Annotated in this window: 20 protein-coding genes and 1 pseudogene; 10 read left to right on the forward strand and 11 right to left on the reverse strand. The window is 46.6% G+C overall.

Translation table 11 applies throughout. The features are described from left to right. Positions 1-264 precede the first annotated feature (264 nt). Positions 265-1,296 carry a threonine aldolase family protein gene (locus tag RT717_RS27505; RefSeq protein WP_394854143.1) on the forward strand — a complete coding sequence of 344 codons (1,032 nt, stop codon included), beginning with the start codon at positions 265-267 and terminating at the stop codon, positions 1,294-1,296. Here the strand turns inward: RT717_RS27505 and RT717_RS27510 are convergent. The 3 genes from RT717_RS27510 to RT717_RS27520 are packed head-to-tail and all read right to left on the reverse strand — an operon-like array spanning position 1,293 to position 3,905. Continuing rightward, positions 1,293-2,180: a DMT family transporter gene (locus RT717_RS27510; RefSeq protein WP_317489520.1), complete on the reverse strand. Its 888-nt coding sequence runs from the start codon at positions 2,178-2,180 to the stop codon at positions 1,293-1,295. The genes RT717_RS27505 and RT717_RS27510 overlap by 4 nt on opposite strands. Positions 2,181-2,235: 55 nt before the next feature. Continuing rightward, positions 2,236-3,360 carry a hypothetical protein gene (locus tag RT717_RS27515; protein WP_317489521.1) on the reverse strand — a complete coding sequence of 375 codons (1,125 nt, stop codon included), beginning with the start codon at positions 3,358-3,360 and terminating at the stop codon, positions 2,236-2,238. Next, positions 3,357-3,905 carry an RNA polymerase sigma factor gene (locus tag RT717_RS27520; RefSeq protein ID WP_317489522.1) on the reverse strand — a complete coding sequence of 183 codons (549 nt, stop codon included), beginning with the start codon at positions 3,903-3,905 and terminating at the stop codon, positions 3,357-3,359. Before RT717_RS27520 ends, RT717_RS27515 begins: the two co-directional genes overlap by 4 nt. Before the next feature lie 125 nt (positions 3,906-4,030). Between RT717_RS27520 and RT717_RS28610 the strand changes: the two are divergent. From RT717_RS28610 to RT717_RS27530, 3 genes and pseudogenes are all read left to right on the forward strand, one after another. Next, positions 4,031-4,333: pseudogene (locus RT717_RS28610) on the forward strand (carboxypeptidase-like regulatory domain-containing protein); the annotation flags it as partial. Positions 4,334-4,456: 123 nt separating this feature from the next. Further along, complete coding sequence (locus RT717_RS27525) at positions 4,457-5,917, forward strand: vWA domain-containing protein (protein WP_394854144.1); 1,461 nt, start codon at positions 4,457-4,459, stop codon at positions 5,915-5,917. 160 nt (positions 5,918-6,077) lie between these two features. Next, positions 6,078-7,346: a replication-associated recombination protein A gene (locus RT717_RS27530; protein WP_317489524.1), complete on the forward strand. Its 1,269-nt coding sequence runs from the start codon at positions 6,078-6,080 to the stop codon at positions 7,344-7,346. 323 nt (positions 7,347-7,669) lie between these two features. Here the strand turns inward: RT717_RS27530 and RT717_RS27535 are convergent, their stop codons facing one another. From RT717_RS27535 to RT717_RS27550, 4 genes are all read right to left on the reverse strand, one after another. Next, positions 7,670-8,161: a GNAT family N-acetyltransferase gene (locus RT717_RS27535; protein ID WP_317489525.1), complete on the reverse strand. Its 492-nt coding sequence runs from the start codon at positions 8,159-8,161 to the stop codon at positions 7,670-7,672. 73 nt (positions 8,162-8,234) lie between these two features. After that, complete coding sequence (locus RT717_RS27540; protein ID WP_317489526.1) at positions 8,235-8,684, reverse strand: DUF6428 family protein; 450 nt, start codon at positions 8,682-8,684, stop codon at positions 8,235-8,237. Between the two features lie 74 nt (positions 8,685-8,758). Then, positions 8,759-9,823: a hypothetical protein gene (locus RT717_RS27545; protein WP_317489527.1), complete on the reverse strand. Its 1,065-nt coding sequence runs from the start codon at positions 9,821-9,823 to the stop codon at positions 8,759-8,761. Between the two features lie 117 nt (positions 9,824-9,940). After that, complete coding sequence (locus RT717_RS27550; protein WP_317489528.1) at positions 9,941-12,154, reverse strand: carbohydrate binding family 9 domain-containing protein; 2,214 nt, start codon at positions 12,152-12,154, stop codon at positions 9,941-9,943. A 227-nt stretch (positions 12,155-12,381) separates the two neighbouring features. On the opposite strand from RT717_RS27550, the gene RT717_RS27555 reads away from it, so the two are divergent. Continuing rightward, complete coding sequence (locus RT717_RS27555; RefSeq protein WP_317489529.1) at positions 12,382-14,094, forward strand: alanine/glycine:cation symporter family protein; 1,713 nt, start codon at positions 12,382-12,384, stop codon at positions 14,092-14,094. Between the two features lie 83 nt (positions 14,095-14,177). Here the strand turns inward: RT717_RS27555 and RT717_RS27560 are convergent, their stop codons facing one another. Together RT717_RS27560 and RT717_RS27565 are read right to left on the reverse strand one after the other, a co-directional pair. Then, on the reverse strand, positions 14,178-15,419 hold the full coding sequence (locus RT717_RS27560) for an MFS transporter (protein ID WP_317489530.1): 1,242 nt from the start codon (positions 15,417-15,419) through the stop codon (positions 14,178-14,180). Between the two features lie 152 nt (positions 15,420-15,571). Further along, positions 15,572-16,822 (reverse strand): ABC transporter permease, encoded by a 1,251-nt coding sequence (locus RT717_RS27565; protein WP_317489531.1) that lies wholly within the window; start codon positions 16,820-16,822, stop codon positions 15,572-15,574. Positions 16,823-16,946: 124 nt separating this feature from the next. Between RT717_RS27565 and queA the strand changes: the two genes are divergently transcribed. After that, the gene (gene queA, locus RT717_RS27570; protein WP_151996350.1) at positions 16,947-17,993 is read left to right on the forward strand and encodes a tRNA preQ1(34) S-adenosylmethionine ribosyltransferase-isomerase QueA; all 1,047 of its coding nucleotides are present in this window, start codon (positions 16,947-16,949) and stop codon (positions 17,991-17,993) included. Between the two features lie 82 nt (positions 17,994-18,075). Next, positions 18,076-18,765 carry a 2-C-methyl-D-erythritol 4-phosphate cytidylyltransferase gene (locus RT717_RS27575; RefSeq protein ID WP_317489532.1) on the forward strand — a complete coding sequence of 230 codons (690 nt, stop codon included), beginning with the start codon at positions 18,076-18,078 and terminating at the stop codon, positions 18,763-18,765. A 46-nt stretch (positions 18,766-18,811) separates the two neighbouring features. Here the strand turns inward: RT717_RS27575 and RT717_RS27580 are convergent, their stop codons facing one another. Both RT717_RS27580 and RT717_RS27585 read right to left on the reverse strand, forming a co-directional pair. Next, positions 18,812-19,033, reverse strand: a complete 222-nt coding sequence (locus tag RT717_RS27580; protein ID WP_039751840.1) for a DUF2795 domain-containing protein — start codon at positions 19,031-19,033, stop codon at positions 18,812-18,814. A 216-nt stretch (positions 19,034-19,249) separates the two neighbouring features. Continuing rightward, positions 19,250-20,638: a DUF349 domain-containing protein gene (locus tag RT717_RS27585; protein ID WP_317489533.1), complete on the reverse strand. Its 1,389-nt coding sequence runs from the start codon at positions 20,636-20,638 to the stop codon at positions 19,250-19,252. Between the two features lie 121 nt (positions 20,639-20,759). On the opposite strand from RT717_RS27585, the gene ettA reads away from it, so the two are divergent. The 3 genes from ettA (at position 20,760) to RT717_RS27600 (ending at position 24,694) form a co-directional block, all read left to right on the forward strand. Next, complete coding sequence (gene ettA / locus RT717_RS27590) at positions 20,760-22,445, forward strand: energy-dependent translational throttle protein EttA (protein ID WP_317489534.1); 1,686 nt, start codon at positions 20,760-20,762, stop codon at positions 22,443-22,445. A 149-nt stretch (positions 22,446-22,594) separates the two neighbouring features. Next, complete coding sequence (locus RT717_RS27595; RefSeq protein WP_317489535.1) at positions 22,595-23,353, forward strand: 3-keto-disaccharide hydrolase; 759 nt, start codon at positions 22,595-22,597, stop codon at positions 23,351-23,353. Between the two features lie 12 nt (positions 23,354-23,365). Beyond that, a complete protein-coding gene (locus tag RT717_RS27600) occupies positions 23,366-24,694 on the forward strand; it encodes a Gfo/Idh/MocA family protein (RefSeq protein ID WP_317489536.1) in 1,329 nt (442 codons plus the stop codon). Positions 24,695-24,710 lie beyond the last annotated feature (16 nt).

Raw genomic sequence — 24,710 nt, forward strand, 5'->3', positions numbered from 1 at the left:
AAAAAACAAAACTGGTTCAATGCGTCCCGCTTGGACCTTTTGTTTTTTTATAAGCAAGTTGGTGGAGAGAACCCACCGGCCTTTGCCATTCGTTTTTTTGTGATACAACTTGCGGTCAGTGTTTTCACCAGTCTCCGTTGCGGCCTGGTGTCTTCACCAGCCAGGTTCCCCTGAACACACATACTAATATTTCGCCGTGGCCTCGTGTATTCACGAGCCACTTTTTTACCTGATACAAACACATTTTAATATCTTGCCTGAATGATGACAGTAGATTTCAGAAGTGATACCGTGACGAAGCCCACACCTGGCATGCTTGAAGCCATGATGACGGCCGAGGTTGGCGACGATGTTTTTAACGAAGACCCTACTATAAAGAAGCTGGAGGCTAAAATAGCCGTCATGTTCGGAAAAGAGGCCGCTATTTATTGCCCCTCAGGCACAATGACCAACCAAATTGCCCTGCGGATTCACACCCAACCGCAAGACGAGGTCATTTGCGACAAACGCTCTCATATTTATTTGTATGAGGGAGGAGGTATCGCCAGCAACTCGCATATTTCAGCAAGACTGGTTGACGGCGACCGGGGTCGGCTTTCGCCAGAGCATATATTGGAAAACATCAACAACCCGGATGATATCCACCTGCCACTCACCACGCTGGTGTCTCTGGAAAACACTATGAACAAAGGGGGAGGTGCTTATTACACGCTGGCCCAGATCAAAGCCGTGAGTGACGCCGCCCGCTCGAACAGCTTGAAAATGCATCTTGACGGTGCTCGTATTTTCAATGCATTAGTAGAAACGGGCGATCGGCCAGAGGATGTTGGCGAGCTGTTCGATACCGTGTCCGCCTGCTTTTCCAAAGGACTTGGAGCCCCGGTTGGCTCGGCTTTGGTGGGTAGCCATGAGCACATCAAAAAGGCAAAACGGGTTCGCAAGGTTTTTGGTGGCGGTATGCGTCAGGCAGGGTTTCTGGCAGCTGCCTGCATCTATGCGCTCGACAACCATGTAGAAAGACTGAAGATTGATCACCAGAAAGCCAAAGCGCTTGGAGGGTTGATAGAAACGATTCCTTATGTTACCGGACTACTACCTGTGGATACCAATATTGTCATCTTTGAACTGGACAAAAAGGTGCTGGCAACTGACATGGTAGCCAAACTGAAAGAGGCAGGCATTTTGGCTGTGCCATTTGGAAAGCATGAGGTAAGGTTGGTGACGCACCTGGACATCAAGGATGACATGATCGACTATTTTGGCCAGGCTGTGGGGAAACTGAAAAGTGCGTTTTAGTTACCCCTTTTTACACTCACCAGGTATACCCCAAGAAAAATAAGACCTGCGGAAATGAGCTTGCCAATGGTGGGAAGCTCCCGCCCCGATACCACTTCAATAAGCGTGGCGAAAAGAGGTTGAAGAAAGATGTAATAGCCAACTACTGACGAGTTCACGTATTTCAAGGCCGATACATTGGCAATGTAGGCAATAACGGTTGTTCCAATGAGCACGTAGCTTATGCTAATCCACTGGGCGCAGGACAAGTCCCCAAATGGAATGTTAACAGCCTCGTGAATTGAAAACGGAGTAACGAAAAGCAATCCAAAAAGAAATGTCCATTTAACAACAGTCAGCGGGTGGTATTGAGCCATCAGTCGCTTGACCAAAACAAGGTAAATAGCATAGGAAACAGCGTTGCCGATCACAAGAAGGTCTCCCAAAAGAAAGCTGTTGCTGAAGGAGAATTCATGCAGACCGACAAGAAAAACCGCTCCACATAAGCCAAAAGCAAGTCCGAGCGCTTTTCTTCTAGTAATCCTTTCTTTCAACAGAAAATACGACATTGTGACTACCGCCACTGGAGTAAGGGTCATGATCAAAGCGCCGTTGACGGGAGAAGTCATGCTGAGGCCTTTGAAGAACATGAGCATGTTGATGGCAGCGCCAAAAAGACCGCAGGCAATCAGCCGGATAAAATCTTTGCGGCTCTCGACCTTTTCGTTGGTAAATAGTGGCTGAATGAGCCAAAAAAGTACTGTTGCAACAAACACCCGCACAAGAATAAACGCAAACGGAGATACCGGCTCCGGCATCACCGATTTGGCAACGCTGTAGTTGGCGCCGTAGAGTAAGCCAGTAATCAAAAGTGCAGGATGAACCCACCAGGGGTTTGCTTTCATGGCTGGAAATTATGGCACGAAGGTAGGCACTATAATGCCCACATGCCAATTCGGCCTAGTTGCTGATTTGAATGGTTATGGTACTCAACGGAGTGCCTGTTATCCCATCGTTGTATTTCCAGGGGCCGCTGTTTTGCAATAACCGGATGGCTTCCTGATCGCAAGACTCGCAAAGAGATTTGCTAACCGTGATGTTTTGAGGAGCTCCCTGGGAAGTAAGAGAAAATGTAAGCTGCACTTCCCCAGCGACCATGTCAGCTGTTTTCTGCTGGCTGTCTGATACGAACTTTCTGAATACGTCCATTCCTGACACCGGCGCTGCCAGCTGAGTATTAATTGTCGGGCTGGCTGACCGGGCAGCTGATTTAGCTACCGGAGATGCCTCTTTTTTTGCTTTGTCTTCAGTGCTGCTTACATCAAGCGAGGTAATGGCGTTGAATTCTGAGAGTTTGGGGACGGAGACCTCTTGCGCCAATGACTCAGTAGCGACTTCTTCCAATTCAGCTTCCCGCAAGGCCACACCCGCACCTGCAGCTTGTTCTCGCTGCGTGACGAGTTCATCTGCGGCAATGTCATCGGCAATAGCTATTGGCGTTGTTGCGTTGTCTGCTTCGTCTTCGGTGGCCTCCGTTAGCTGGTTGGCGGCTACTGGTTGTGGTGCCACCTCGGCTGTCTGGTCTGTCGTAGCAGGTTGGCTCTGAGTCACCGGGCCGCCGGAGATGACGTCTTTTTCATCAGCTTCCGTCAATGAGTCGGTTTGCTCATTCGCAATCGGTAAGGCAGGAGTCAAATCGTCCGCCACAAGCGATGAGTCGGTTGGCACAGTTTCCGAACTGGCCACTTCCTCTTTTATCGGACTGTTCGTCAGTCTCCAGGCCGAGAAGCCTGCCACCAGTAGCAGCGTAACCACGGCCGCTATTTTCCAAACGTTAGAGAAGCTGTAAAAAGGTGCACTTTCAGACTTGGTCAGTTTCTTTTTCATATCAGCCAAATCTTTGGCCAGAAGCTTCACGTCCATATCCTGCAGGCCTTCCATCGCCTCATAAAGGAAAGGGTCATTTTCTGCCTTTCTTTCAAAAGTGTACTTCTCCTTGCTACTCATCTCTTCATTGAGGTAGCGCAGAAGATCTTTTTCTTCCTGGCTTTTTGATGGATCGATATCGTTTTTGGGCTTGCTCATCTTTTACTCTCAATACAGAGCTTCAAGTTCCTTTTTCCGTTTTGAATATGGCTTTTCACTTGTTTCACATCTATACTTTTCTTCAATGCGATCTCTTCATAGGTCTTTTTGTTGAAATAGAACATCTCCACACATCCTTTCTGTTCCGTCTTCAGTTGCTCAAGGCATTGCTGTAGTTGCGGTGTGAGATCAGTTTCTTCTTCGTCTAATGGATGCACAACTTCGGTTGATTCCATAAATAAGTGTGCACTTTTTTCCTGAATTCCCTTTTTCGAACGAAGCTTCATCAGACAATGATTTTTAGCGACGACAAAAAGCCAGCTTCTGAATTTTTCTATTTTTTGGGAGGGGCTGGTTTCGTAGAGTTTCTCAAAAACCTCCATGGTAGCATCTTTGGCCTCCTCTTTGTCGCCCATGTACTTGAGGCAAACCCCATACACAAGAGCGAGGTAGCGGTCGTACAGTACTGCCAGCACCTTCCTGTCTTTTTCAGTCACGAATCCCTGCCACAGGGCCTCATCAGAAAATCTATCGAGTAATTCCAAACGGGTGTTGCTTTTTTAATGGTTAGCCAGTTGGTGACATAACGCTCAATCAAATTTATTAATGCCTAATTTATGGAATTTGAACTGGTCTTGCATCCTGTTATCAAAATCAAACTATGATGACAATGAAAAATGTAGCAAAACCCCTCGTACTGATAGCCCTGGTGCTATCTTCATTTACTGCCTACAGCCCGGCGTCCATAAAGGTTAATGGAACGGTGCTGAATGAAAAAGATGGCAAGCCACTAACTGACGTGAATGTTGCAGTCAAAACAACCGGCAAGACCACAGTCACCAACCAGAAAGGTGAATTCGAAATTTTTGTACCTACTGAGAACGATGTGCTCATTTTTACCAAACCAGGATTTTTTAATAAGGAGGTAGCCGTGATCGGAAGAAAGGTGCTGGAGGTGAAGATGAAGGCTGACCCCAGCTGGAGGCCGGCAGTTGTACCAAAACCGGAACTAAAAGAGCTGGCTGACGAAGAAGAGATTGCCTTTGATATGGCGGTTAGTCAACCCATGGAAAGAAGCATGAAGAAGTCGATGGCTATGGGAGCGGCTTACAGCACAGCTTATCATGTGGAGCCTGCACCTGTGGTTCACAACACAGAAGGCTATGCTACCATTCACGAGAACGTTTTCCATCAACCGCTGAACGAACCGCTTTCTACTTTTTCTATCGATGTCGACGCAGCTTCTTACTCCAACATGCGCAGGTTCCTGAGCCAGGGCCAAAAACCTCCGGTCGACGCCGTCCGCATCGAAGAAATGATCAACTACTTTGACTATGACTACCCACAGCCTGAAGGCAATGATCCTTTTTCCATCAACACCGAATTGTCTTCTGCTCCCTGGAATCCAAAGCACTATCTGGTGCACATCGGCTTGCAAGGCAAAGTCATCCCAACCGACAATCTACCTCCCAGCAACCTGGTGTTTCAGATCGATGTGTCAGGTTCTATGAGTGATCCCAACAAGCTGCCCTTGCTGAAGTCGTCTTTTAAGCTGTTGACTGAGCAACTACGTCCGGTTGACAAGGTAGCCATCGTGGTGTATGCTGGTGCGGCCGGTCTTGTGCTACCCCCCACGAGTGGCAGCGACAAGCAAACCATCATGGAAGCATTTGACAAGTTACAGGCCGGCGGGTCTACCGCAGGTGGCGCTGGAATACATCTGGCTTACAAAACGGCCCTCGAAAACCTGGTAGAAGGTGGAAACAATCGGGTGATTCTGGCCACGGATGGCGACTTTAATGTAGGCGAGTCGAGCGATGCCAGCATGGAAAGGCTGATTGAGCAAAAAAGAAATGATGGCATCTTCCTTACCGTTCTTGGCTTCGGCATGGGTAATTACAAAGATTCCAAAATGGAAATACTGGCCGACAAGGGAAATGGCAATTATGCCTATATCGATAATATTCTGGAGGCCAAAAAAGTGCTTGTTAATGAATTTGGAGGCACCCTGTTCACCATTGCGAAAGACGTGAAAATACAGGTGGAGTTCAATCCAGCCAAAGTGCAGGCCTATCGCCTGATTGGTTATGAGAACAGGCTTTTGAACAAAGAAGACTTCAATGACGACAAGAAGGATGCCGGGGAACTTGGCTCAGGCCATACAGTAACGGCGCTGTACGAAATCATACCGGTGGGAGTCAACAGTAGCTTTCTGCCTGTTGATCCGTTGAAGTACCAGCAGAATACCGTCGTACCTGACGCTGCTAAAACAAATGAGTTGATGACTGTGAAGCTACGTTACAAGCAGCCTGATGGCGACACCAGCAAGCTTTTGGTCAACACGATCATGGACGAGCCAACAGCCAAAACCTCGGAGAATTACAGATGGTCAGCTGCTGTTGCTGGTTTTGGCATGATGCTAAGAAACTCCGAGTTCAAAGGTGATATTACATACGACCAGGTAGTGTCGCTGGCTAATGGAGCCAAAGGCCAGGATAAAAACGGTTACCGCATAGAATTCATTAACCTGGTGAAGTCGGCGATGTTGCTGAACTAAACTAAGTTTCAGATTTTCTTTGCGCCTCTGTGCCATGGCGAGAAACTATTTCGCCTGGACGCAGAGGCTTTGTTTTTTACCTGATTCATGCCTGTGCTACACGGCTGTTTAGATCAAATTTGCTTACTTTGTTTCTCCTGTAAAACGCCAAAACACCAACATGTTCCAAAACACTTTTCCCCTCGCCGAACGCATGCGCCCCACCACCCTCGATCAGCTGATCGGGCAGGAGCACCTGGTGGGAGAGAAGGGGATTTTGAGGAAGGTGATCCTTTCCGGGCAAATTCCCTCGATGATCTTTTGGGGACCTCCTGGCGTGGGCAAAACCACTATGGCCAATATCATTGCCAATACTCTGAAGGTGCCTTTTGAAACACTCAGTGCCGTCAGCGCCGGAGTGAAAGATGTGAGGGAGGTCATTCAGAAAGCCAGACCCGGCATCCGCACCGTATTGTTCATTGACGAGATTCATCGTTTCAATAAATCGCAGCAGGATGCGCTATTGGGGGCGGTCGAAAAAGGAAAAATCACACTCATTGGTGCCACAACCGAAAATCCCAGCTTTGAAATCAACTCGGCCCTGCTTAGTCGCTGCCAGGTGTATACCCTGAAGGCTCTTGAGGTAAAAGACCTTGAGAACCTGCTGGCCAATGCCATGAAGGCGGACGAAAAATTGAAGGACAGGAAGATCAAGCTGAAGGAGAAGGCGGCTTTGTTCCGACTATCGGGCGGTGATGCCAGGAAACTTCTGAATTTGTTTGAACTGGTCACTGACCAGTATCCTGACGACCCTTTGGAGATTACCGACGAGATGGTGACCAGCACAGCCCAGCAGCGGATCAGCATTTACGATAAGTCAGGAGAGCAACACTACGATATTATTTCTGCCTTCATCAAGTCCATCAGGGGTAGCGATCCAAATGCCGCCGTATATTACCTGGCCCGCATGATTGAAGGAGGTGAGGATGTGAAGTTCATTGCCCGGCGCATGCTCATTCTGGCGTCAGAGGACATTGGCAATGCCAATCCAAATGCCTTGTTACTGGCTACTTCCACCTTTCAGGCAGTGACCATGATCGGTTACCCGGAATCTCGCATCATCCTTTCTCAATGCGCCACCTATCTGGCCTGCTCCGCAAAAAGCAACGCCAGCTACGAGGCTATCAACAGCGCCATTTCCCTCGTGAATCAAACGGGAGACCTTTCGGTTCCTCTCGCCATTCGCAATGCGCCTACGAAACTGATGAAAGATCTCAACTACGGCAAGGATTACCAATACGCCCATAGCCATAAGGGTAACTTTGCTGAAATGGAGTTTTTGCCCGAGGAGATAAAAGGCACGAAACTATACGACCCCGGGAAGAACGCCCGTGAGGAAGAAATGAGAAAGCAGCTACGGGCTCTGTGGAAAGAGAAGTATGGGTATTGACCAGGAATTTCAAGCTTTGCTCCCTTTAGGGTACCCGGCTTAGGGTGGGGGTAAACAAAGCTTGGAATTGTGTTCAGTGAGACTTTTGTGGTGCCCACAGCGTCAGCTGGTGGCACCACCTTTTAAAAGGATCAAGCGGAAAACCTGGGGAGTAAGACGCTGAAATAACGTTGTACCATTTGGGGAATGATAGACAATAAAGAAGCAAAACTGGTTCAATGCGTCCCGCTTGGACCTTTTGCTTCTTTATGTAATGACATAATACTCTTGTCAAAAGAATTAATCCCCCAGAAATATTGCTTGATCCTTTTAAAACAACTGCATTATACCGCCGTCTTACTCCTCCTTTCTAACAGCACAGTGTCTCTCCATATTCCATGTAGCTGCGCAATCTTTTCCCTGTAGCCAATTTCCCGGAAGCCCATGCTTTTGTGAAGGGCTATTGTCGCCACGTTCTCTCTGAAAACCGAAGACTGCAAAGTCCAGAAGCCTTCCGACTCCGCCGCAATGATCAATTCCTGAAAGAGCGCTTTCCCGAGACCTTTTCCCCTGAAATCATTTTTGATGTAAATACTCACCTCAGCCACTCCTTTATAAACCTGTCGTTTCGAGACCGCACTTAGTGCCGCCCAGCCAACGACCTTCTTATCTACTTTGGCAACCAACCGACATGCATGAAGGTGTCCGGCATCCCAATTTTCCCAGCCGGGACTTTGAGTTTCAAACGTCGCCAGCCCCGTTTCAATGCCCTCCAGGTAGATGCGTTCTACCTCTGGCCAGTTGGCGGGCACCATTTCAGCTATCTCAGTTTTCATTTGAAGCAATTTTTAGTGCCAGGCACAGTCCTCAGTTGGCGCTGGCGGCACATTTCAACCAAGCTAGCAAAAATCAATTACAGCACGATGCCGCTGACAAAGCAAGTTCGAGACTTGGTTTGCAAACCGGTTGCTGAGCAAATAACTTGATGCGCAGCGTGTCCTCATCGTTTTCTATTAGTTCCACGCTGTAAACCGACGTTCTAAGCGCTCCGTGGCCCCATTCAAAGAATACTTCTGCTTCTTTGTCCATTGCATCTTTCGTGTCAACCAAGTCTAATATGGAAAGTGCCTTGTCGGTTGTCCAGGGCTTTCTCAGGGTCTCCAGGTCATTTACGTAGAGTTGCACAACCGTCTGATTGAATGCCAGTTTTCTGCCTCCACAATCTACCGATGTAATCTTTTGGTTCTTTACCTCTGTGATGTGAAAAGTGGCTGGAAGGAATTTTCCTGGTGCGTACTCAAATTCGAGGTGCCTTCCTTTTTCTGACCTAAGCAATGATAGTAGTTCTTGTGTTCTCATGATTAATCGTATTATTACGATGGTTAACGATAAAAAATATGCCGGACTACCCGGCAAGACTATTAATCGTAATATTACGATACAATGTTTCGTTTTTCTATCATTTTTTTCAGCAAAGTGTATTCTACCCAAAGTGTGTAATTCCATGCCGGACATGAATGGGATATGTGAAAGACCTTTAGTCGTCCAACTCTCTGGAGCCAATTTGGTTTTACGGCTGACAACATAGTCCCATAAAACCAGGGGTACTTTTGCAAGTCAGCAGCTAGTCTGTCAGCAGCGATGGATTTTATCGGTGAGGCACCAAGTCTCATCAAACTGATGCCATACAGCATAGCCCGGAATTCATTTTTTTCTGCTTTGAGGAGCTCTTCCAGAGACTTTTGCAGCGTGCTGAGAAGAAGAGTGTCGTCTTGCTCTGAAACCCATCTGGCAAGGTGATAGGCAATAACGGCCGTGTCCGGATAGTAAGGAGCGACCCCATATGGCTCTGTCACATATAGCGCTTCCTGTAGAATCTTTTTTATGTGCTCGTCCGACTGTCTGATGAACTCGGTGGGCTCCAGCCCCCGAAACAGGCTTAGTAAATTGATTATGGCACATGTGTCCACTACCCACGGCATTTTATCTCCCAGCCAGGCGGCATATACCTCGGGCTGCTGTGGGTAGTATTTGATGAAATGTTTTTCAATGTCTTTCCGAAGAGTTAATAGTGTGTCTTGATCGGCTGACAGTGCCGAATATACCAGCGCAGTGTCATCAATATCATCGGGTAAGCGAAAAAAATCGAACCGGTGCAGCACCCGTCCATTTGGGAAAGGGATGTCGGGATTGGTTGGCCAGAAGTTATAGTGCATGCGGCCCCGGCGGCTTTTGTAGAGCGGAACGGTGCTGACAATTCTGGCAACAATCTTGTCAGCTCGTTCGGTTTGGGAAGAAGTCATCATATGTTTCCATTCCCGCAGTTTACTTGCGATCAAAGCCGGAAAAAAGACATTGGGGTCATAGCGTCCGATTTGAAATAACGGGTAGGTGCGGACAGATGGGATGCTACCGACTGGTAAGTCGAATTTGGTGGCTTCCAGCTGTTCCCTCTCCAGATGGCAAAGCCAATCGTCGATTTGTTTTTCTATATTCATTCTATGGCCAAAATACATTTTTATACAGAATGACTGTTGTCCTTTTGCACCCGGTGCTATTTGCTGATTCGACTTTTTGCCGAACACACTCTTTGCACAATTCACCTACCCGACCGATCAGAACTGTTTCAGGTAGCTCACCTTGAAAATGCCTTGTTGCTCGGTCTGACTAACATAATCGTCTCCAAGTGTTTCTCTACTGTTCAAAACAAGATAGATATACGACAACGGACGGTACTCCCAGGCAAATCTGGCGTTATATGAATCGAGTCCATTTTGCGAGGTTTTTTGATATAGACCTACCAATTGAATTCTGGGGTTTAAAGCCAGCCTTCCCTGTAGTGTATAGAGTATCACATCTCTCGAATCTGAATTTATGCCAACCGACTCAAACTGATTTCTGCTTATACTTGCCTTGAGCGATATGTGAGGAATGGGTATAATCGACAGTGCCGCATCAGAGGTTTTTAGTTTTCCATCGTAGTATTCACCAAACTCATACTTCAGGCTGTAAGAAACTTTTCTTGAGGGATCACTACCCGCAGTAAATGAATATCTCTGAAAATCATATTGGCCGGGGTCAATCGACACACCCAGGGGAATAAAACTTGTAATTAGGTTTTGATGCTGGCTACTCCAGTCGAAGCCGAAGAACCCGCCATGCTGCATTTCAAGCCAAAAAGGGGTAAGCTTTAGTTCTCTTTCGAGGAGAATTTTTGATGATGCCTGGTGATACCACCCTGTGCTGACTCCGGGTTGCAACGAACGAATAAATCTTTTGAAGGGGATATATTTCCCTCTTAAGTTGGCAACTGCTCCAGGGTTGGTGCCAATGATATCGGTTCTCGAAAGAAACCCCATCTCTGTTGTAAAATCCTTCGTGACAATAGACTCAGTCCACCAGGCGGTAATGCTATTGCTGGTGTAGTAGTATTGAGAGTACCCACCAAACCCTTTGCCGGTCCCATTGTCATTGATTGATTGCAATGCCATAAAGTTCAAAGAATTTGAATTTCCAAGCCTCAGGAACCCATCAAACCCGCCGGTGAGGTTGGTGTGACTTCCGGTGGTAGATTTCATTGTGGCAATAGCCCCCAATCGATTTTGCTTTCCTAAGTTCTTTGAGTATCTGCCAACTGCAAAATTGGCAGATGGAAGTGTATCATAGGAGCGTTGCCGGACGGCCATAAGGCCAAAATTTTGTTTAAGTGACCTATTTACCAGCCTTACACCGCCATCTACGGGCATCGGGCGTCCTTCTTGAGCCAGGCCAATTCTGCGGCTAAAAAAAGGTAGTATCTGCATTTTGCCGCTCGTGTTTCCATCAGCCATCAGCCCGGGTCCAAAAAGAGAAGCGTTTTCGAGAAAAAACTGTCTCTTCTCAGGGAACAGTACCGAAAATCGACTGACATTGTTTACTTGCACGTCGGCGTCAGCTTGGGCAAAGTCTGTATTGACAGTCAAGTCGACGATTGCATTTGAATTAATGGCCCACTTCACATCCCCTCCTAATTTGTATCTGGCGTCAAAATCGCTGAATTTGTTATTCGCCATCTGCCTGTTGGCTGAAACCAGTGAATATGGATTTACCTGAATGTTTGTGGAAGGTGTTGGTGGCTGAATCTCGATTAGTTCTCCAGAGTATTCCATTCTGTTGAAGCTGAAGGAGCGGGGATAGGGCGACCAGGCGGAAATTTCGTTGCTAGCCCTTCTCAATCTCAGGAAATTGATTCCCCAGGATTGCGTCTCTCCTGATCCTTTGGCATATCGAATACTTTTCCACGGAATTTGAAACTCAGCAAACCACCCTTCTTCTGTGATAGAGGTGCGGACCTTCCATAACCCGTTCCAATCACTGTCGAAAAGTACGGCATCGAAAGAAAGGTAGTCTTTTTGTGCGCCGTAAGGGTTTGTCACAAAGGACATACTGTTTCGGTTGTCGCTAAAACCATCTATGCAAACCGCAAAAGTATCGTGAGCTCGCCAGTCGAAGTCTCTCTTCAGATCGGGAACCCGAATGCCTCCCCTCCCAAGCTTGTCAAAGCAATTCACCCCTATGTAAAGAAATTCTTTGTCGAAAAGTAGTTTGACTGTGGTTTTGTTTTCAGAAGCTCTTCCCTGATTGGGCTCAATCTGAATGAAATCACTGAGAGAATCGGCTCGTGACCAGGCTTCTTCCTCCAGCACCCCATCGATGGCCATTTTGTCATTGATACTCGTTGCTCTTATTGACAGCCTTTTTTCGGATGGGGAGAAAATGTCCTGGGCTTTTGCATTTTGGAACAGCATTAAAATGCCAAGGATGATGGAAATTGTAAAATTGGTTTTCATAAGGAGGTTTCAATTTTTTATCAAAATTGAAACCTTGCGGAGAGAATGGAAATCCGATTCTTGCCGACTTTTGAGTAGAATTTGACTTGTTGGAGGAGGCAATTCTGCCCGAATAGACTGATGGCGTTCGTTTTTATATAATGCTCCTTTCACCAGAAGCTATTATTCTTATTTTTGTCGATTGTACAAAACTCATTCCCAACGATTCTACTATTAACCTATCCCGTATGATGCAGCAAATCAACGATTTTCTGGTTCTTATCGACAGCTTTATCGGCAGTGCCGACTGGTTTGTTTACTTCCTGCTTGGAACCGGGCTTTTCTTTACCATTTACCTGAAGTTTCCTCAGATACGTTTCTTTCGCCACGCACTGCGGGTGGTGTCAGGTAAATACGACAAATCTGACCTGCCCGGCGATACTTCCCATTTTCAAGCGCTTTCAACGGCACTTTCGGGTACTGTAGGCACAGGAAACATTGCTGGTGTGGCCCTGGCTATCCACCTTGGAGGCCCCGCTGCCCTGTTCTGGATGTTGATGACTGCTGCCCTGGGCATGACCACCAAATTTGTGGAGGTAACACTTTCTCACAAATACCGGGAAACTGTTGCCGATGGCTCACAAGCAGGCGGCCCCATGTATTATATGAAGAATGCCAATTTCATGCTGTTTGGCAAAAAAGTAAGCCTGGGTTGGGTGGCAACCCTTTTCGCAATAGCCACTGTGCTTTCCTCATTTGGTACAGGCAGCTTGCCTCAAATCAACAGTATTTCCAATTCGGTGTTTGCCACTTTTGGCATTGAGCATTGGATCACCGGCCTTGTGCTTTCTATTTTTCTTGGCATGGTGATCATTGGAGGCATCAAAAGAATTGCTGCGGTTACTTCTAAGCTGGTTCCAGCCATGGCAATCATCTACTTCATTGGGGCCTTTGCTGTTATTTTCTATAACGCTGGCAATATCATCCCTTCATTCGTATCGATTTTCGCTGATGTGTTTACTGGCTCGGCTGCCACAGGTGGCTTTTTGGGAGCTACGTTGGCTTATGCCTTCAATAGAGGTGTCAACAGAGGACTGTTTTCTAATGAGGCTGGTCAGGGCTCTGCGCCTATTGCTCACGCTTCAGCCAAAGCCAACGAGCCTCTTTCAGAAGGGATGGTGGCCATTCTTGAGCCTTTTATTGATACAATAATCATCTGTACGGTTACTGGCCTTGTGCTACTCTCAAGTGGTGTTTGGAATGAAAAGCATCAGAATGTTTTTCAACAAACGGACATGTTTGTGCTTAACGCCGTTTACGACGAAAATAATCTGCAGGATCAGGAAAAGCTTTTCGGACACCTTACTAACAAAAGCGCTGTTGCCTTATACAACGGTGACCTGAATGTGCAGGATGGCTCGGTGACCAACAACCTGTCAATCATTCACGCACGCTCCATAGCCGAAGATGTAAAGATTTCAAAAGCAGGCAGCCCCTTCACCGGATCTGTCAAAGTGCAAAACGGTAACCTTGTTGACCCTTCAGGCGACCTTTTGGTTGAAGGAAAATCACTCGTGCACAGTGCTCCACTTACTACAATCGCCTTTACCAGGAGTTTCTTTGGAGATGCGGGACAGTACATTGTCGCTATTGGGCTTCTGCTTTTTGCCTTTAGCACGGCTATTTCCTGGTCGTATTATGGCGACAGAGCCATGACCTTCTTGCTCGGGCCAAAGTCAGTAATGCCCTATCATATTATTTACACCATTGCATTTTTCTTTGCTTCTTTTACCGATACCACCATCATTTGGACGCTGTCAGGCATCACCATTGCGCTGATGACCATCCCCAACCTGATAGGCATTTTGTGGTTGCGAAAAGAGATGCCTCAGATTATTAAGGAATATGGTGAGTTCTTCGACAAGAACTTTCCTGGCATGAAGCATCCTAAATTCAAGTAACCTTTCCGGGACCGGTTAAAAAAAGCCTTCCGTTTCACTTCAGAGCGGAAGGCTTTCCATTTCAGAGCCAATGTATTTTTTTATCATGCTTCAGCAAGCGCTTCCTTTTCTTTCGCTACAGAAGCGTCGTCAGCCGCCAATTGCTCGACAGACTTAATTCTTGAGCCAAGGAAAATACAAACCACAGTAACGGCAATGGCAAAATAGCCTACCCAATTGTACCTGGCCAGGCTTCCCCCATTATCTATCACAATCACTCCGGCAATCAGTGAGGCCAATCCGGCAGCCAGCTGCTGTACCGACGAGCTAATACTCATGAAGCTCCCCCTGTTCTGCGGTTTTACCGAAGAGGTAATCATTGCCATCGCTGGGATCATCCTGCCTCCACCCAATACAAAGAAAAGCCCCGTAGCTACTAGTGCCGCTGCCACAGGAACCGGGGGCATGTTAGTGATCAGGAAGACTGGGATAATGGCAGCGCTGGCACAAACTATAAAGACTGTCTTTTTCCCAAATTTATCCGCCAGCCTGCCAATCAAAGGCGAGGTGAAAATGGTCAGTCCGCCGCCTACCAGATAGATATATGTAATTTGATCACCCTCAAAACCTACATTTCGAATCATGTAAGGAGCAATAAATGGGATAATCGAGAACTGCCCCAGAATTAACGTTAGCATAAAAAGGAGTGCCAACTTCTGATTGGGTAGCGAAATGGCATTCGTCAGTACCTTGGCGGGGCTGGGGCGATCCGATTTCTTGACCATGTGGTCCGTGAGAGAAGGGATAAACTTGAAAATGGCTATCGTAATCAAAGTGCCCATGCCTGCTAATAACAAAAACGGTGCATGCCAACTAAACTTCTCAGCCAGGAAATAACCAAAAGGCACTCCTGCCACCGATGCCACCGAAAAGGCGGCCATCACAATCCCCATTCCTTGCCCTCTGCGCTCATCCGGCACCACATCGGCCACCACCGACAAGATCAATGCACCCAATACACCCCCAAAGGCGCCAGTTAGACTTCTTGCAAAAAGAAGAACGACGTAAGTTGGGGCGAGGGCGCAGGCAATGGTGCCGACCACAAACCCCACATTAAGAAATAGGAGCGCCTTTCTTCGGTCGAATCTATCGATGACAAAGGCCGCCATAAAACCGAATATACCAGCAGTAAACGTATAACTGGAGACAATGAGGCTGAATTGCTGAGGAGTAATTTCAAATACTTTCATGAGCAAATCCCCAAGGGGCATAATGATCATGAAGTCCATAATATGAGTGAAATTTATTCCGGCAAGGGTAAAAAGGATGATTTTTTCCTTCGACATGATAAAGTTAGTTCAGGCTTTGGTGAGCAAAGCATATTCAACACGTTTTGGCACCAAACAATTGCCAGCTATCTGGAAAAAAATAAGAAAACAACATACCGGTCACATCAGCAAGGAGCTTGTGAACAAATTGTTAGGTGAGGTATCTGCCTTTACTGCGTTCGAATAGCGATAACAGGATCCAGCCTCGAGGCGGTAGCAGCAGGTATGATGCCCGAGGCCATGCCTATAACAGCTGATACGCCCAGGCCAAGAATAATGTTGCCAACAGTAAGCTGCAGGTCGAGCGTGCCCAGGCTCACAAAGGATATCAGATACACCAGGAAGATACCGGTTCCGCCTCCAATCACGCTGAGGAAAATCGCTTCAAACAAGAATTGAAACAGGATAAAGTAGTTTTTGGCACCGAGTGATTTTTGAATGCCAATAATATTGGTTCGCTCTTTTACGGACACAAACATGATATTGGCAATACCAAAACCACCTACGAGAATGGAGAAGCTTCCAATGACCCAGCCTGCAACACTCAGTACGTCAAAAGTCGAGCTGATAAAATTCACCAGCGCTTCGGGGCGATTGAGAGCAAAGTCATCTTCCTGCTTCGGCTTGAGTCCCCGCCTTTGGCGCATGAGTCCTCGTAGCTCGTATTCCAGCTCGACCAATCCAATGTCTGAAGATTTTCCTTTGGCCGTAATAGATGAGCCTATTCCATCTCTGGCACCACTATAGTAGAGCTTAAGAAATGTCTTATAAGGAACATAAATATTGTCGTCGTTGCTTGGGGTACCGAGGAATCCTTCTCCCTCTTCTTTAATAGTGCCGATCACGTAATACTTCAGGCCTCGCATGGCTATTGTTTTGCCCACCGGATCCTCGTAGGGAAAAAGATCTTTCGCAATTCGGGCGCCAATAATGGCCACGTTTCGGGCAGCATCGGCTTCCAATCGGGTAAAATACCTGCCTTTTTCAAGAGGTATTTCATATACGTCCTTATGGTCAAAAGCTACCCCCATAAGGTCGGAGGAGGTAGAATTGTTTTTTTGTTTGGCCGTTACACCACCTCTTCGGGCAGAGATAGTTATGGCTTCAAAGCTGTCGCCATTTTCCAGCAGAAACTGATAGTCAGCATAGGTAGGTTGTGGACGATTCATGTATTTCCACCAGGGGTATGGCCCTCCGCCAAACCCATAGGGCCATTTTTCGACGTTGATATTGTCTGATCCAAGAAAGTTAAGGCTGTCTTTAACGCTGCGTTCAAGGCTGTCCACAATCGTGAACACGGCAATAATGGCGAAGATGCCAATGGTCACCCCTAATAAGGAAAGAACCGTTCTCAGAAGATTGGACCTAAGAGCGTTCCAGGCAAACCTGAAGCTTTCGAGTGTTAAGCGGATGATCAGCAAGGCTTTTTATTTTATTAGTTGACATTCAATACAAATAATTACATCGTACTGAAACTTTCTATATCTTTGCATCCTTTATTTGATGGACTACCACCTCCTTCACAATTTAATACCGTAATATTAAATGAAATTATCAGAATTTAAATTTGACCTCCCTGCGGGGCTGGTTGCCCTCTATCCCTCTGAAAACAGAGATGAATCTCGTTTAATGGTTTTGCACAGAGATTCTGGAAAAATTGAACACAAAACTTTTAAGGACATAGTTGACTACTTCGATGAGGGAGACAACTTTATCATTAACGACACAAAGGTTTTCCCTGCCAGGTTATACGGTAACAAGGAAAAAACAGGTGCTAAAATTGAAGTATTTCTTCTAAGAGAACTCAACAAAGAGTTGCACTTATGGGATGTGCTTGTGGATCCTGCACGTAAGATCAGGGTTGGCAACAAGCTCTACTTTGGTGATGGAGACCTTGTCGCAGAGGTTATTGATAACACTACTTCAAGAGGAAGAACCATCAGGTTCCTTTATGATGGCGAAGGAGTTGACTTCTACAAGATGATCGATACTCTTGGAGAAACACCACTTCCAAAGTACATCAAAAGAAAAGCTGAGCCAGACGACAGAGAGCGTTTCCAAACGATCTACGCAGAGAATGTTGGAGCTGTGGCAGCGCCCACCGCAGGTTTGCACTTCACCAAGCAGTTGATGAAGCGCCTGGAAATCAAGGGTGTGGAAATCAACCCTATTACGCTGCACATTGGCTTGGGCACTTTCCGTCCTGTCGACGTTGAAGACCTGACCAAGCACAAAATGGATTCAGAGAACTTCTTCGTGCGCCAGCCAACGGTGGACATGGTCAACAAGGCCATCGATGAGAAAAAAAGAGTGGTGGCAGTAGGCACTACGGTGATGAGATCGCTGGAGTCTTCGGTTTCTGCCAGCAACCGATTGAAGCCTAATGAAGGCTGGACGGATAAATTCATTTTCCCTCCCTACGAATTTAAGATTTGCAACGCTTTGATTTCTAACTTCCACATGCCTGAATCAACCCTGTTGATGATGGCGAGCGCTTTCGGAGGCTATGACCTCGTGATGGAAGCCTACCGTGTCGCAATCAAAGAAAAATATCGTTTCTTCAGCTATGGCGATGCGATGCTGATTCTGTAAAGAAGCAGATTTCTTTTAAGAAGCTCCTGTTTACAAAACTTCGGCGTTATCTTTCGAAGGTTTAACAAACAGGAGTTTTTTTATGCCTGAAAAGTACGTGATCATAGTAGCGGGAGGCTCAGGAAGCAGAATGGGTAGTACGCTGCCCAAGCAGTTTTTGGAGGTAAATGGCCGCCCGATACTCATGCGTACAATCGAAGTCTTCTCCTCTTTTGACCCGGCAATGGCCATCATTTTGGTTCTACCGCAAAGCAACATGGCTCTTTGGAAAGAGCTCTGCGAAGAGCATCGATTTTTGCCTGCACATCAAATAGTGGCGGGTGGTGCTTCCAGATTCCAGTCAGTGAGAAATGGGCTAGAGCACTTGCCAGACAAAGGGCTAGTGGCCATTCACGATGGAGTACGCCCGTTTGTGTCGACTGAGGTTATTACCCAGGGGTTTGAAGTAGCATCGAAACAAGGCAATGCGATAGTTTCCTTGCCACTGAAGGAGTCGATTCGTGAGGTGCCTGGCCCTGGCAATAAGTCGGCAGCACGTGACCGATCCAAATACAGATTGGTCCAAACCCCTCAGACATTCGACATTAGCGTGATCAAGAAGGCTTACAGGCAGCCCGAAAGTGCCCTGTTTACCGACGACGCCAGTGTGGTGGAGTCGGCTGGGGACTCAATAGTGCTTATTGACGGCAATGAAGAAAATATTAAAATCACGCATCAGGCCGATTTACTGATTGCAGAGGCGTTGCTGAAAAATAAAAAAAGCCCGGCATAAGCTACCGGGCCATCATTTCAGCCATTATTTCTATTGACGACGGGTATTAATACTCGTCCTCGTTGAAAAAGAAATCTTCTTTGGTCGGGTAGTCCGGCCATATTTCTTCAATGCTTTCGTACGGTTGACCATCATCTTCTAGCTCTTGCAGGTTTTCTACTACTTCTAGTGGTGCTCCTGATCTAATGGAGTAGTCAATTAATTCGTCCTTGGTGGCGGGCCATGGGGCGTCTTCAAGATACGAAGCCAGTTCAAGTGTCCAATACATGATCTATACCTCCAATTTTGTTCTGTTTTTCAAATAGTGCGCAAAATTAGTCATCAGTTTTTGTAATCAAAGGCCTTTATTAAATTTCTCATACACAATAAGTTAAATCGGCTCTGAATTGCAGGAAAGAGGCAAAATAGGCATGCCCAATCGCAGCGCTGATGGCTTCATTTTATGGATAAATACAAAATTATCCAATAAAAGTTTCAAAAAGCTTCAAATTTGATCCAGCGATACTTTTAGCTCTTGTAACAACTGCCTTTTCACGATCACTTTGCGCTTCTGGTTGAGGTATTTATTGTGAAGCATCTTGTCGAATGCCTGTTTGGTGGCATTGAGCCTGTCAAGATTTTCCTGATAGGTCTGTAAATCCTGCTCGTCTCTCACCAGAAGGTCACGAATAAGCTTCATCTTGAATCGTGTCTTTTCCCTATTGTTCTTCTTGGTGTATTCGGGATCTTTGTTGGCCGCCAGGTTTTCGAGGAAGATTCTCTCCTGACCCCGATCACAGAGAATCAGGAAGTGCTCAGTTACTTCTTTGGCTCTTTCTTTTGGCACCATGCCAATGCCCTTCCATATCTGCTGAAGTTTTCTAAGCTCTTCCACGCTTTCACGGGTGCCCAAGTCAGCCAAAGTTTCTGCCTCTTGAATAAGGGCAACTTTTCTTACCAAATTACTCTCAAGCTCCTCAGGAGATGGCATCACATTAGGCCTGGCGCTGTAGGCTGGTCGAGCTCCATCTTGGGGCCTGCCACCGCCGCCGCCATACATCGTTCTTGCCGGAGGCCCGCTGCGCCCCTGAAAGCCACCTCTGCTTTGAAAGCTTCCCGATGGTGCGTCTGGCCTGCGGAAGAAATAGTTGGTGTGATACCGTAAATCCTTGTCAAGCCGGCGCTTTTCTCTGGCTGGCAGCTCACCCACGTTTCTCCACTCCCTTTGAATCTCACGAACCCGGTCAATGGTGCCTGGTTCGGCTTTCTTTGGTTTCAACGATTTCAATTCGTTGATATAGTCTTCGCACTTTTGAATGCGAACATCAAATGCCTTTCTTCTGTCTTCAAAATAGACCTGCTTTCTGTCAAAAAAGTCAGTAAGCTTCGTTTGAAAACTTAAATCCAGTTCGGCATTTATTTCCTTTTTGGCATTTCCTGTTTTGATCCAGCGATCCTTCACGTCAAGCACCTTGTCAGTGGCTTCCCGCCAATCGCTTTCGGCCAGTGCCTGATCCAATTCTTCCAGTAAAGCTGTTTTTATTTCACTATTTCTTTCCCTGTTTTTGGCAATGGCAACATTCAAATCTTCTTCCAGCACCGTGAGCCTTTCAAAGAGCGGGTGGTAGTCTCCCAGTCCGTCGTAGTTGCCAAGGGATTCCTTCATATGAAGGAGCTTCATAAGGTACGAGCCCTTATTTTCGCTTTCGTTGATGGCTTTTTCGAGCTCATCAATCTTCTGTACGAGGTGTTGAAAGCGATCCAAAAAGTATTGGATGGTTTTCTCTTCACTTTCTTTTACTTCGCCAATTTGCCTGTCAGAAAATTCCATGTAGGCCGACAGGTAAACTTTTTCCTCTGCTATATACCCAAAGGGTATGTCTCGTCTTTCCAAGTTCCTAAATAATTATAATGTTGCGGATAAATGAGCATTTGGTGCAAAATAACTAATATAAATCAAAGATGAATCATTGGTAATAATTTTTACCATCTTTGAATCAATAATACCCTATACAATGAGTGCAGAAAAAATAATCTTTTCAATGGCGGGTGTGAGCAAAATTCACCCCCCGAAAAAACAGGTTTTAAAAAACATTTACCTTTCATTTTTCTACGGTGCCAAGATAGGTGTCCTTGGGTTGAACGGTTCAGGCAAGTCTTCGTTGCTTAAAATCATAGCAGGGGTAGACAAGGAGTTTCAGGGGGAGGTAGTTTTCTCGCCGGGATACACCGTGGGAATGCTGGAGCAGGAGCCGCAGTTTGACCCCAATAAAACAGTAAAAGACATTGTGGAAGAAGGGGCTCAGGAGATTGTTGATTTGCTAAAGGAGTTTGAGCTAATCAATGAAAAATTTGCAGACCCGGAAGTGCTTGACGATCCCGATGCTATGGATAAGCTGATTCAGCGCCAGGGAGAGGTGCAGGAGAAACTTGACCATGTAAATGCATGGGAGTTGGATAGCAAACTTGAGATTGCCATGGATGCTTTGCGGACACCTCCTGGTGATGCGCTTATCAAGAACCTTTCTGGCGGTGAAAAAAGAAGAGTAGCGTTGTGTCGATTGCTTTTGAAAGAGCCGGACGTGCTGTTGCTCGATGAACCTACCAACCACCTTGATGCTGAATCGGTGCATTGGCTGGAGCAGCATTTGCAGAACTACAAAGGCACGGTCATCGCTGTGACCCACGACCGTTATTTCCTTGATAATGTAGCGGGTTGGATACTTGAACTTGATCGTGGTGAAGGCATACCATGGAAAGGCAACTATTCGTCGTGGCTGGAGCAAAAGCAGGATAGAATGGCCAAAGAAGAAAAGACGGAGTCTAAAAGACAAAAGACCCTGCAGCGTGAATTGGAGTGGATCAGAATGTCACCCAAGGCTCGTCAGGCGAAAGGAAAGGCTCGTTTGAATGCCTACGATAAAATGGCAGGCGAGGAAGTCAAAGAAAAGGAAGCCAAGCTGGATCTCTTTATTCCTAACGGGCCGAGACTCGGCAATAAAGTCATTGAGGCAACGGGGCTTTCAAAAGCATTTGGTGACAAGCTTCTTTTTGAGAACCTGTCGTTCGCATTACCACCAGCTGGCATAGTCGGTATTATTGGGCCTAACGGTGCCGGTAAAACGACGCTCTTCAAATTGATAACCGGAAAGGTTCAGCCCGATGCCGGGTCATTTGAAGTCGGCCCCACTGTGGTGACTGGCTACGTTGACCAAGAGCACGATAACCTTGATCCTAACAAAACGGTTTGGCAGACGATCTCCGAAGGAAATGAATTGATTGAGTTGGGTGGTAAGCAAATCAACTCCCGGGCATACGTAAGCAAGTTCAATTTTGCAGGCAATGACCAGGAGAAGAAGGTTGGCATACTTTCCGGTGGTGAAAGAAACCGGGTGCACCTGGCGTTAACATTGAAAATGGGAGCCAATTTACTGCTGCTCGATGAGCCAACCAACGACCTTGATGTTAATACCCTACGAGCACTTGAGGACGCACTGGAAGATTTTGCAGGCTGCGCCGTCATTATTTCTCACGACAGGTGGTTCCTGGACAGAATTTGTACCCACATACTGGCATTTGAAGGAGATAGCCAGGTTTATTGGTTTGAAGGCAACTACACCGACTACGAGGAAAACAGAAAAGCTCGCCTTGGGGGTGATATTATCCCTACCAGAATTAAATACCGAAAGATGACGAAGTAGCCGTTGAAAATAGGATAATGACTCATCAAGCGTTATTTTGAAGCTGCTGGTTTTTGGCAGCTTTTTTATTGCAAACAAGGGGAAAGGATGAACGGTATTCGACAGAGCCTTATATTTTATTACCTTCATAGATTCAATCGGGTATGAAAATGAAAAATACGACACTAACAACACTCTTTGCATTAACGATTTTCGGCTTTACACAGTCATGCGCCCAAAATCAGACCACAAGACTAACCGACCAGGAAGTCAGCGATGGATGGAAACTTCTGTGGGATGGCAAAACCACTGAAGGTTGGAGAGGAGCCAAACTAGACAAGTTTCCGGAGAAAGGCTGGCAAATGAAAGACGGTGTGCTCACCATATTGGCCACCGACGGTGCTGAAGCGGCGGGCCCTGGCGACATTATTACTGACAAAACCTATGGCAATTTCGAGCTGCAACTTGAGTTCAAAATTACCCCTGGAGCCAACAGCGGGATCAAGTATTTTGTGGATCCTGAAATGAACAAAGGGTCTGGTTCGGCTATTGGCTGCGAGTTTCAGGTGCTTGACGACGAGCTGCACCCCGACGCTAAAATGGGCGTGAACGGAAACCGTACATTATCGTCTTTGTATGATTTGATTGCGGCGGAGAACTTGTCTGATCTAGGGCAGCCAATACCATTCAATGGCGTGGGCACCTGGAATACTGCAAAAGTTATTTCAAAGGATGGCCATGTTGAACACTGGCTCAACGGCACCAAGGTTGTAGAATATGAGCGCTTTTCGCAAATGTTCCGGGCCCTGGTCGCATATAGCAAGTATAGCAAATGGCCGGAGTTTGGCAGGTGGCCAGTGGGTCACATCCTGCTTCAGGATCACGGAAACGAAGTAAGTTATAAGAATATTAGAATCAGAGAATTATAAAATTTCAAAGCAATGCCTACAAATAACGAAAGAAGAGAATTTATCAAGAAAACAGCTTTGGGAACTGTAGGGCTTTCATTTGCCATGTCAGCCAGAAGCTACGGTTCCATTCTTGGAGCTAATGATCGAGTAAACTTTGCAGTGGTAGGAGCCAATAGCAGGGGCAGGGCCCATATTTCGGCCATTTCGAAAGTGAACAATGCCAGCTTGGGTTATCTGTGCGATGTTGACTCCAGAGTATTTGACTCAGCAGGCGCTCACATAGAAAAGGCAATGGGCAAAAAAGCGAAAACAGAGAAAGATTTTCGTAAGCTCCTTGAGAACAAAGATGTTGACGCCATTACTATAGCCACCCCTGAGCACTGGCATGCTCCGATGGGTATCATGGGTGCCAACGCTGGCAAACATGTATACATCGAAAAGCCTTGTAGCCACAATCCGAATGAAACGGGTATGTTGGTAGCATCACAAAAGAAAAATAAAATTGTGATGCAAATGGGCAACCAGCAGCGCTCAGGTTCTGCTTCAAAGGAAGCCATAAGTGACATCAGAAATGGAATCATTGGCAAAGCCTATGCGTGCAAAGCCTGGTACGCAAATGCTCGCAAGTCGATAGGCGTGGGCAAGCCTGCTCCGGTGCCTGAGTGGCTGGACTGGGAGCTTTGGCAGGGGCCGGCACCCAGGAAGGAATACAAAGACAACGTCGTGCATTATAACTGGCATTGGTTCAAGCATTGGGGCACCGGCGAGCTGCACAATAATGGCACCCACGAAATAGACATTAGCCGCTGGGCACTTGGCGTCGATTATCCAACAAAAGTTTCCTCTTCCGGTGGCCGTTATGCGTTTCAGGATGATTGGGAATACTATGACACTCAGATGGTGAACTACGAGTTCGAAGGTGGTAAAATGATCACCTGGGAAGGGAGAAGCTGCAACGGCTTTGAAGTTTATAACAGAGGCAGAGGAGTAACCATTCATGGCACAGAAGGGACTATTCTACTGGATAGAAACTCTTATCAATTATTCGACATGTCAGGTAAGCTGGTGAAAGAAGTGAAAGAAGGTGCTGAAAGCGCTACGACCAACACAATGGGAGAGGGTATTTTGGATGTATATCACTTTAACAATTTTGCAGACGCCATTCGTGAGGGCAAAACATTGAACGCCCCAATTGCCGATGCTTCTATTAGCACTCAGCTTTGTCACTTTGGGAATATTTCCCAGGAAACGGGAAGAACCCTGAATATTGATCCTGCTAAAGGGCAGATCTTGAATGACAAAGAAGCGCTTAAAAACTGGAGCAGAGAATATCAGAAGGGTTGGGCACCTGTTGTTTAAGGTTTTGGATTATTGG

It is taken from the genome of Imperialibacter roseus (genome assembly GCF_032999765.1).
GTDB classification, from domain to species: domain Bacteria; phylum Bacteroidota; class Bacteroidia; order Cytophagales; family Cyclobacteriaceae; genus Imperialibacter; species Imperialibacter roseus.

What these genes read in the sequence shown, in the direction of transcription:
- RT717_RS27540 (WP_317489526.1), bottom strand. Translation starts at nt 8,684, where the DNA reads ATGAGAACACAAGAACTACTATCATTGCTTAGGTCAGAAAAAGGAAGG.
- RT717_RS27575 (WP_317489532.1), top strand. Translation starts at nt 18,076, where the DNA reads ATGCCTGAAAAGTACGTGATCATAGTAGCGGGAGGCTCAGGAAGCAGA.
- RT717_RS27530 (WP_317489524.1), top strand. Translation starts at nt 6,078, where the DNA reads ATGTTCCAAAACACTTTTCCCCTCGCCGAACGCATGCGCCCCACCACC.
- RT717_RS27525 (WP_394854144.1), top strand. Translation starts at nt 4,457, where the DNA reads ATGGGAGCGGCTTACAGCACAGCTTATCATGTGGAGCCTGCACCTGTG.
- RT717_RS27515 (WP_317489521.1), bottom strand. Translation starts at nt 3,360, where the DNA reads ATGAGCAAGCCCAAAAACGATATCGATCCATCAAAAAGCCAGGAAGAA.
- queA (WP_151996350.1), top strand. Translation starts at nt 16,947, where the DNA reads ATGAAATTATCAGAATTTAAATTTGACCTCCCTGCGGGGCTGGTTGCC.
- RT717_RS27535 (WP_317489525.1), bottom strand. Translation starts at nt 8,161, where the DNA reads ATGAAAACTGAGATAGCTGAAATGGTGCCCGCCAACTGGCCAGAGGTA.
- RT717_RS27555 (WP_317489529.1), top strand. Translation starts at nt 12,382, where the DNA reads ATGATGCAGCAAATCAACGATTTTCTGGTTCTTATCGACAGCTTTATC.
- RT717_RS27580 (WP_039751840.1), bottom strand. Translation starts at nt 19,033, where the DNA reads ATGTATTGGACACTTGAACTGGCTTCGTATCTTGAAGACGCCCCATGG.
- RT717_RS27545 (WP_317489527.1), bottom strand. Translation starts at nt 9,823, where the DNA reads ATGAATATAGAAAAACAAATCGACGATTGGCTTTGCCATCTGGAGAGG.
- RT717_RS27600 (WP_317489536.1), top strand. Translation starts at nt 23,366, where the DNA reads ATGCCTACAAATAACGAAAGAAGAGAATTTATCAAGAAAACAGCTTTG.
- RT717_RS27505 (WP_394854143.1), top strand. Translation starts at nt 265, where the DNA reads ATGACAGTAGATTTCAGAAGTGATACCGTGACGAAGCCCACACCTGGC.
- RT717_RS27550 (WP_317489528.1), bottom strand. Translation starts at nt 12,154, where the DNA reads ATGAAAACCAATTTTACAATTTCCATCATCCTTGGCATTTTAATGCTG.
- ettA (WP_317489534.1), top strand. Translation starts at nt 20,760, where the DNA reads ATGAGTGCAGAAAAAATAATCTTTTCAATGGCGGGTGTGAGCAAAATT.
- RT717_RS27560 (WP_317489530.1), bottom strand. Translation starts at nt 15,419, where the DNA reads ATGTCGAAGGAAAAAATCATCCTTTTTACCCTTGCCGGAATAAATTTC.
- RT717_RS27510 (WP_317489520.1), bottom strand. Translation starts at nt 2,180, where the DNA reads ATGAAAGCAAACCCCTGGTGGGTTCATCCTGCACTTTTGATTACTGGC.
- RT717_RS27595 (WP_317489535.1), top strand. Translation starts at nt 22,595, where the DNA reads ATGAAAAATACGACACTAACAACACTCTTTGCATTAACGATTTTCGGC.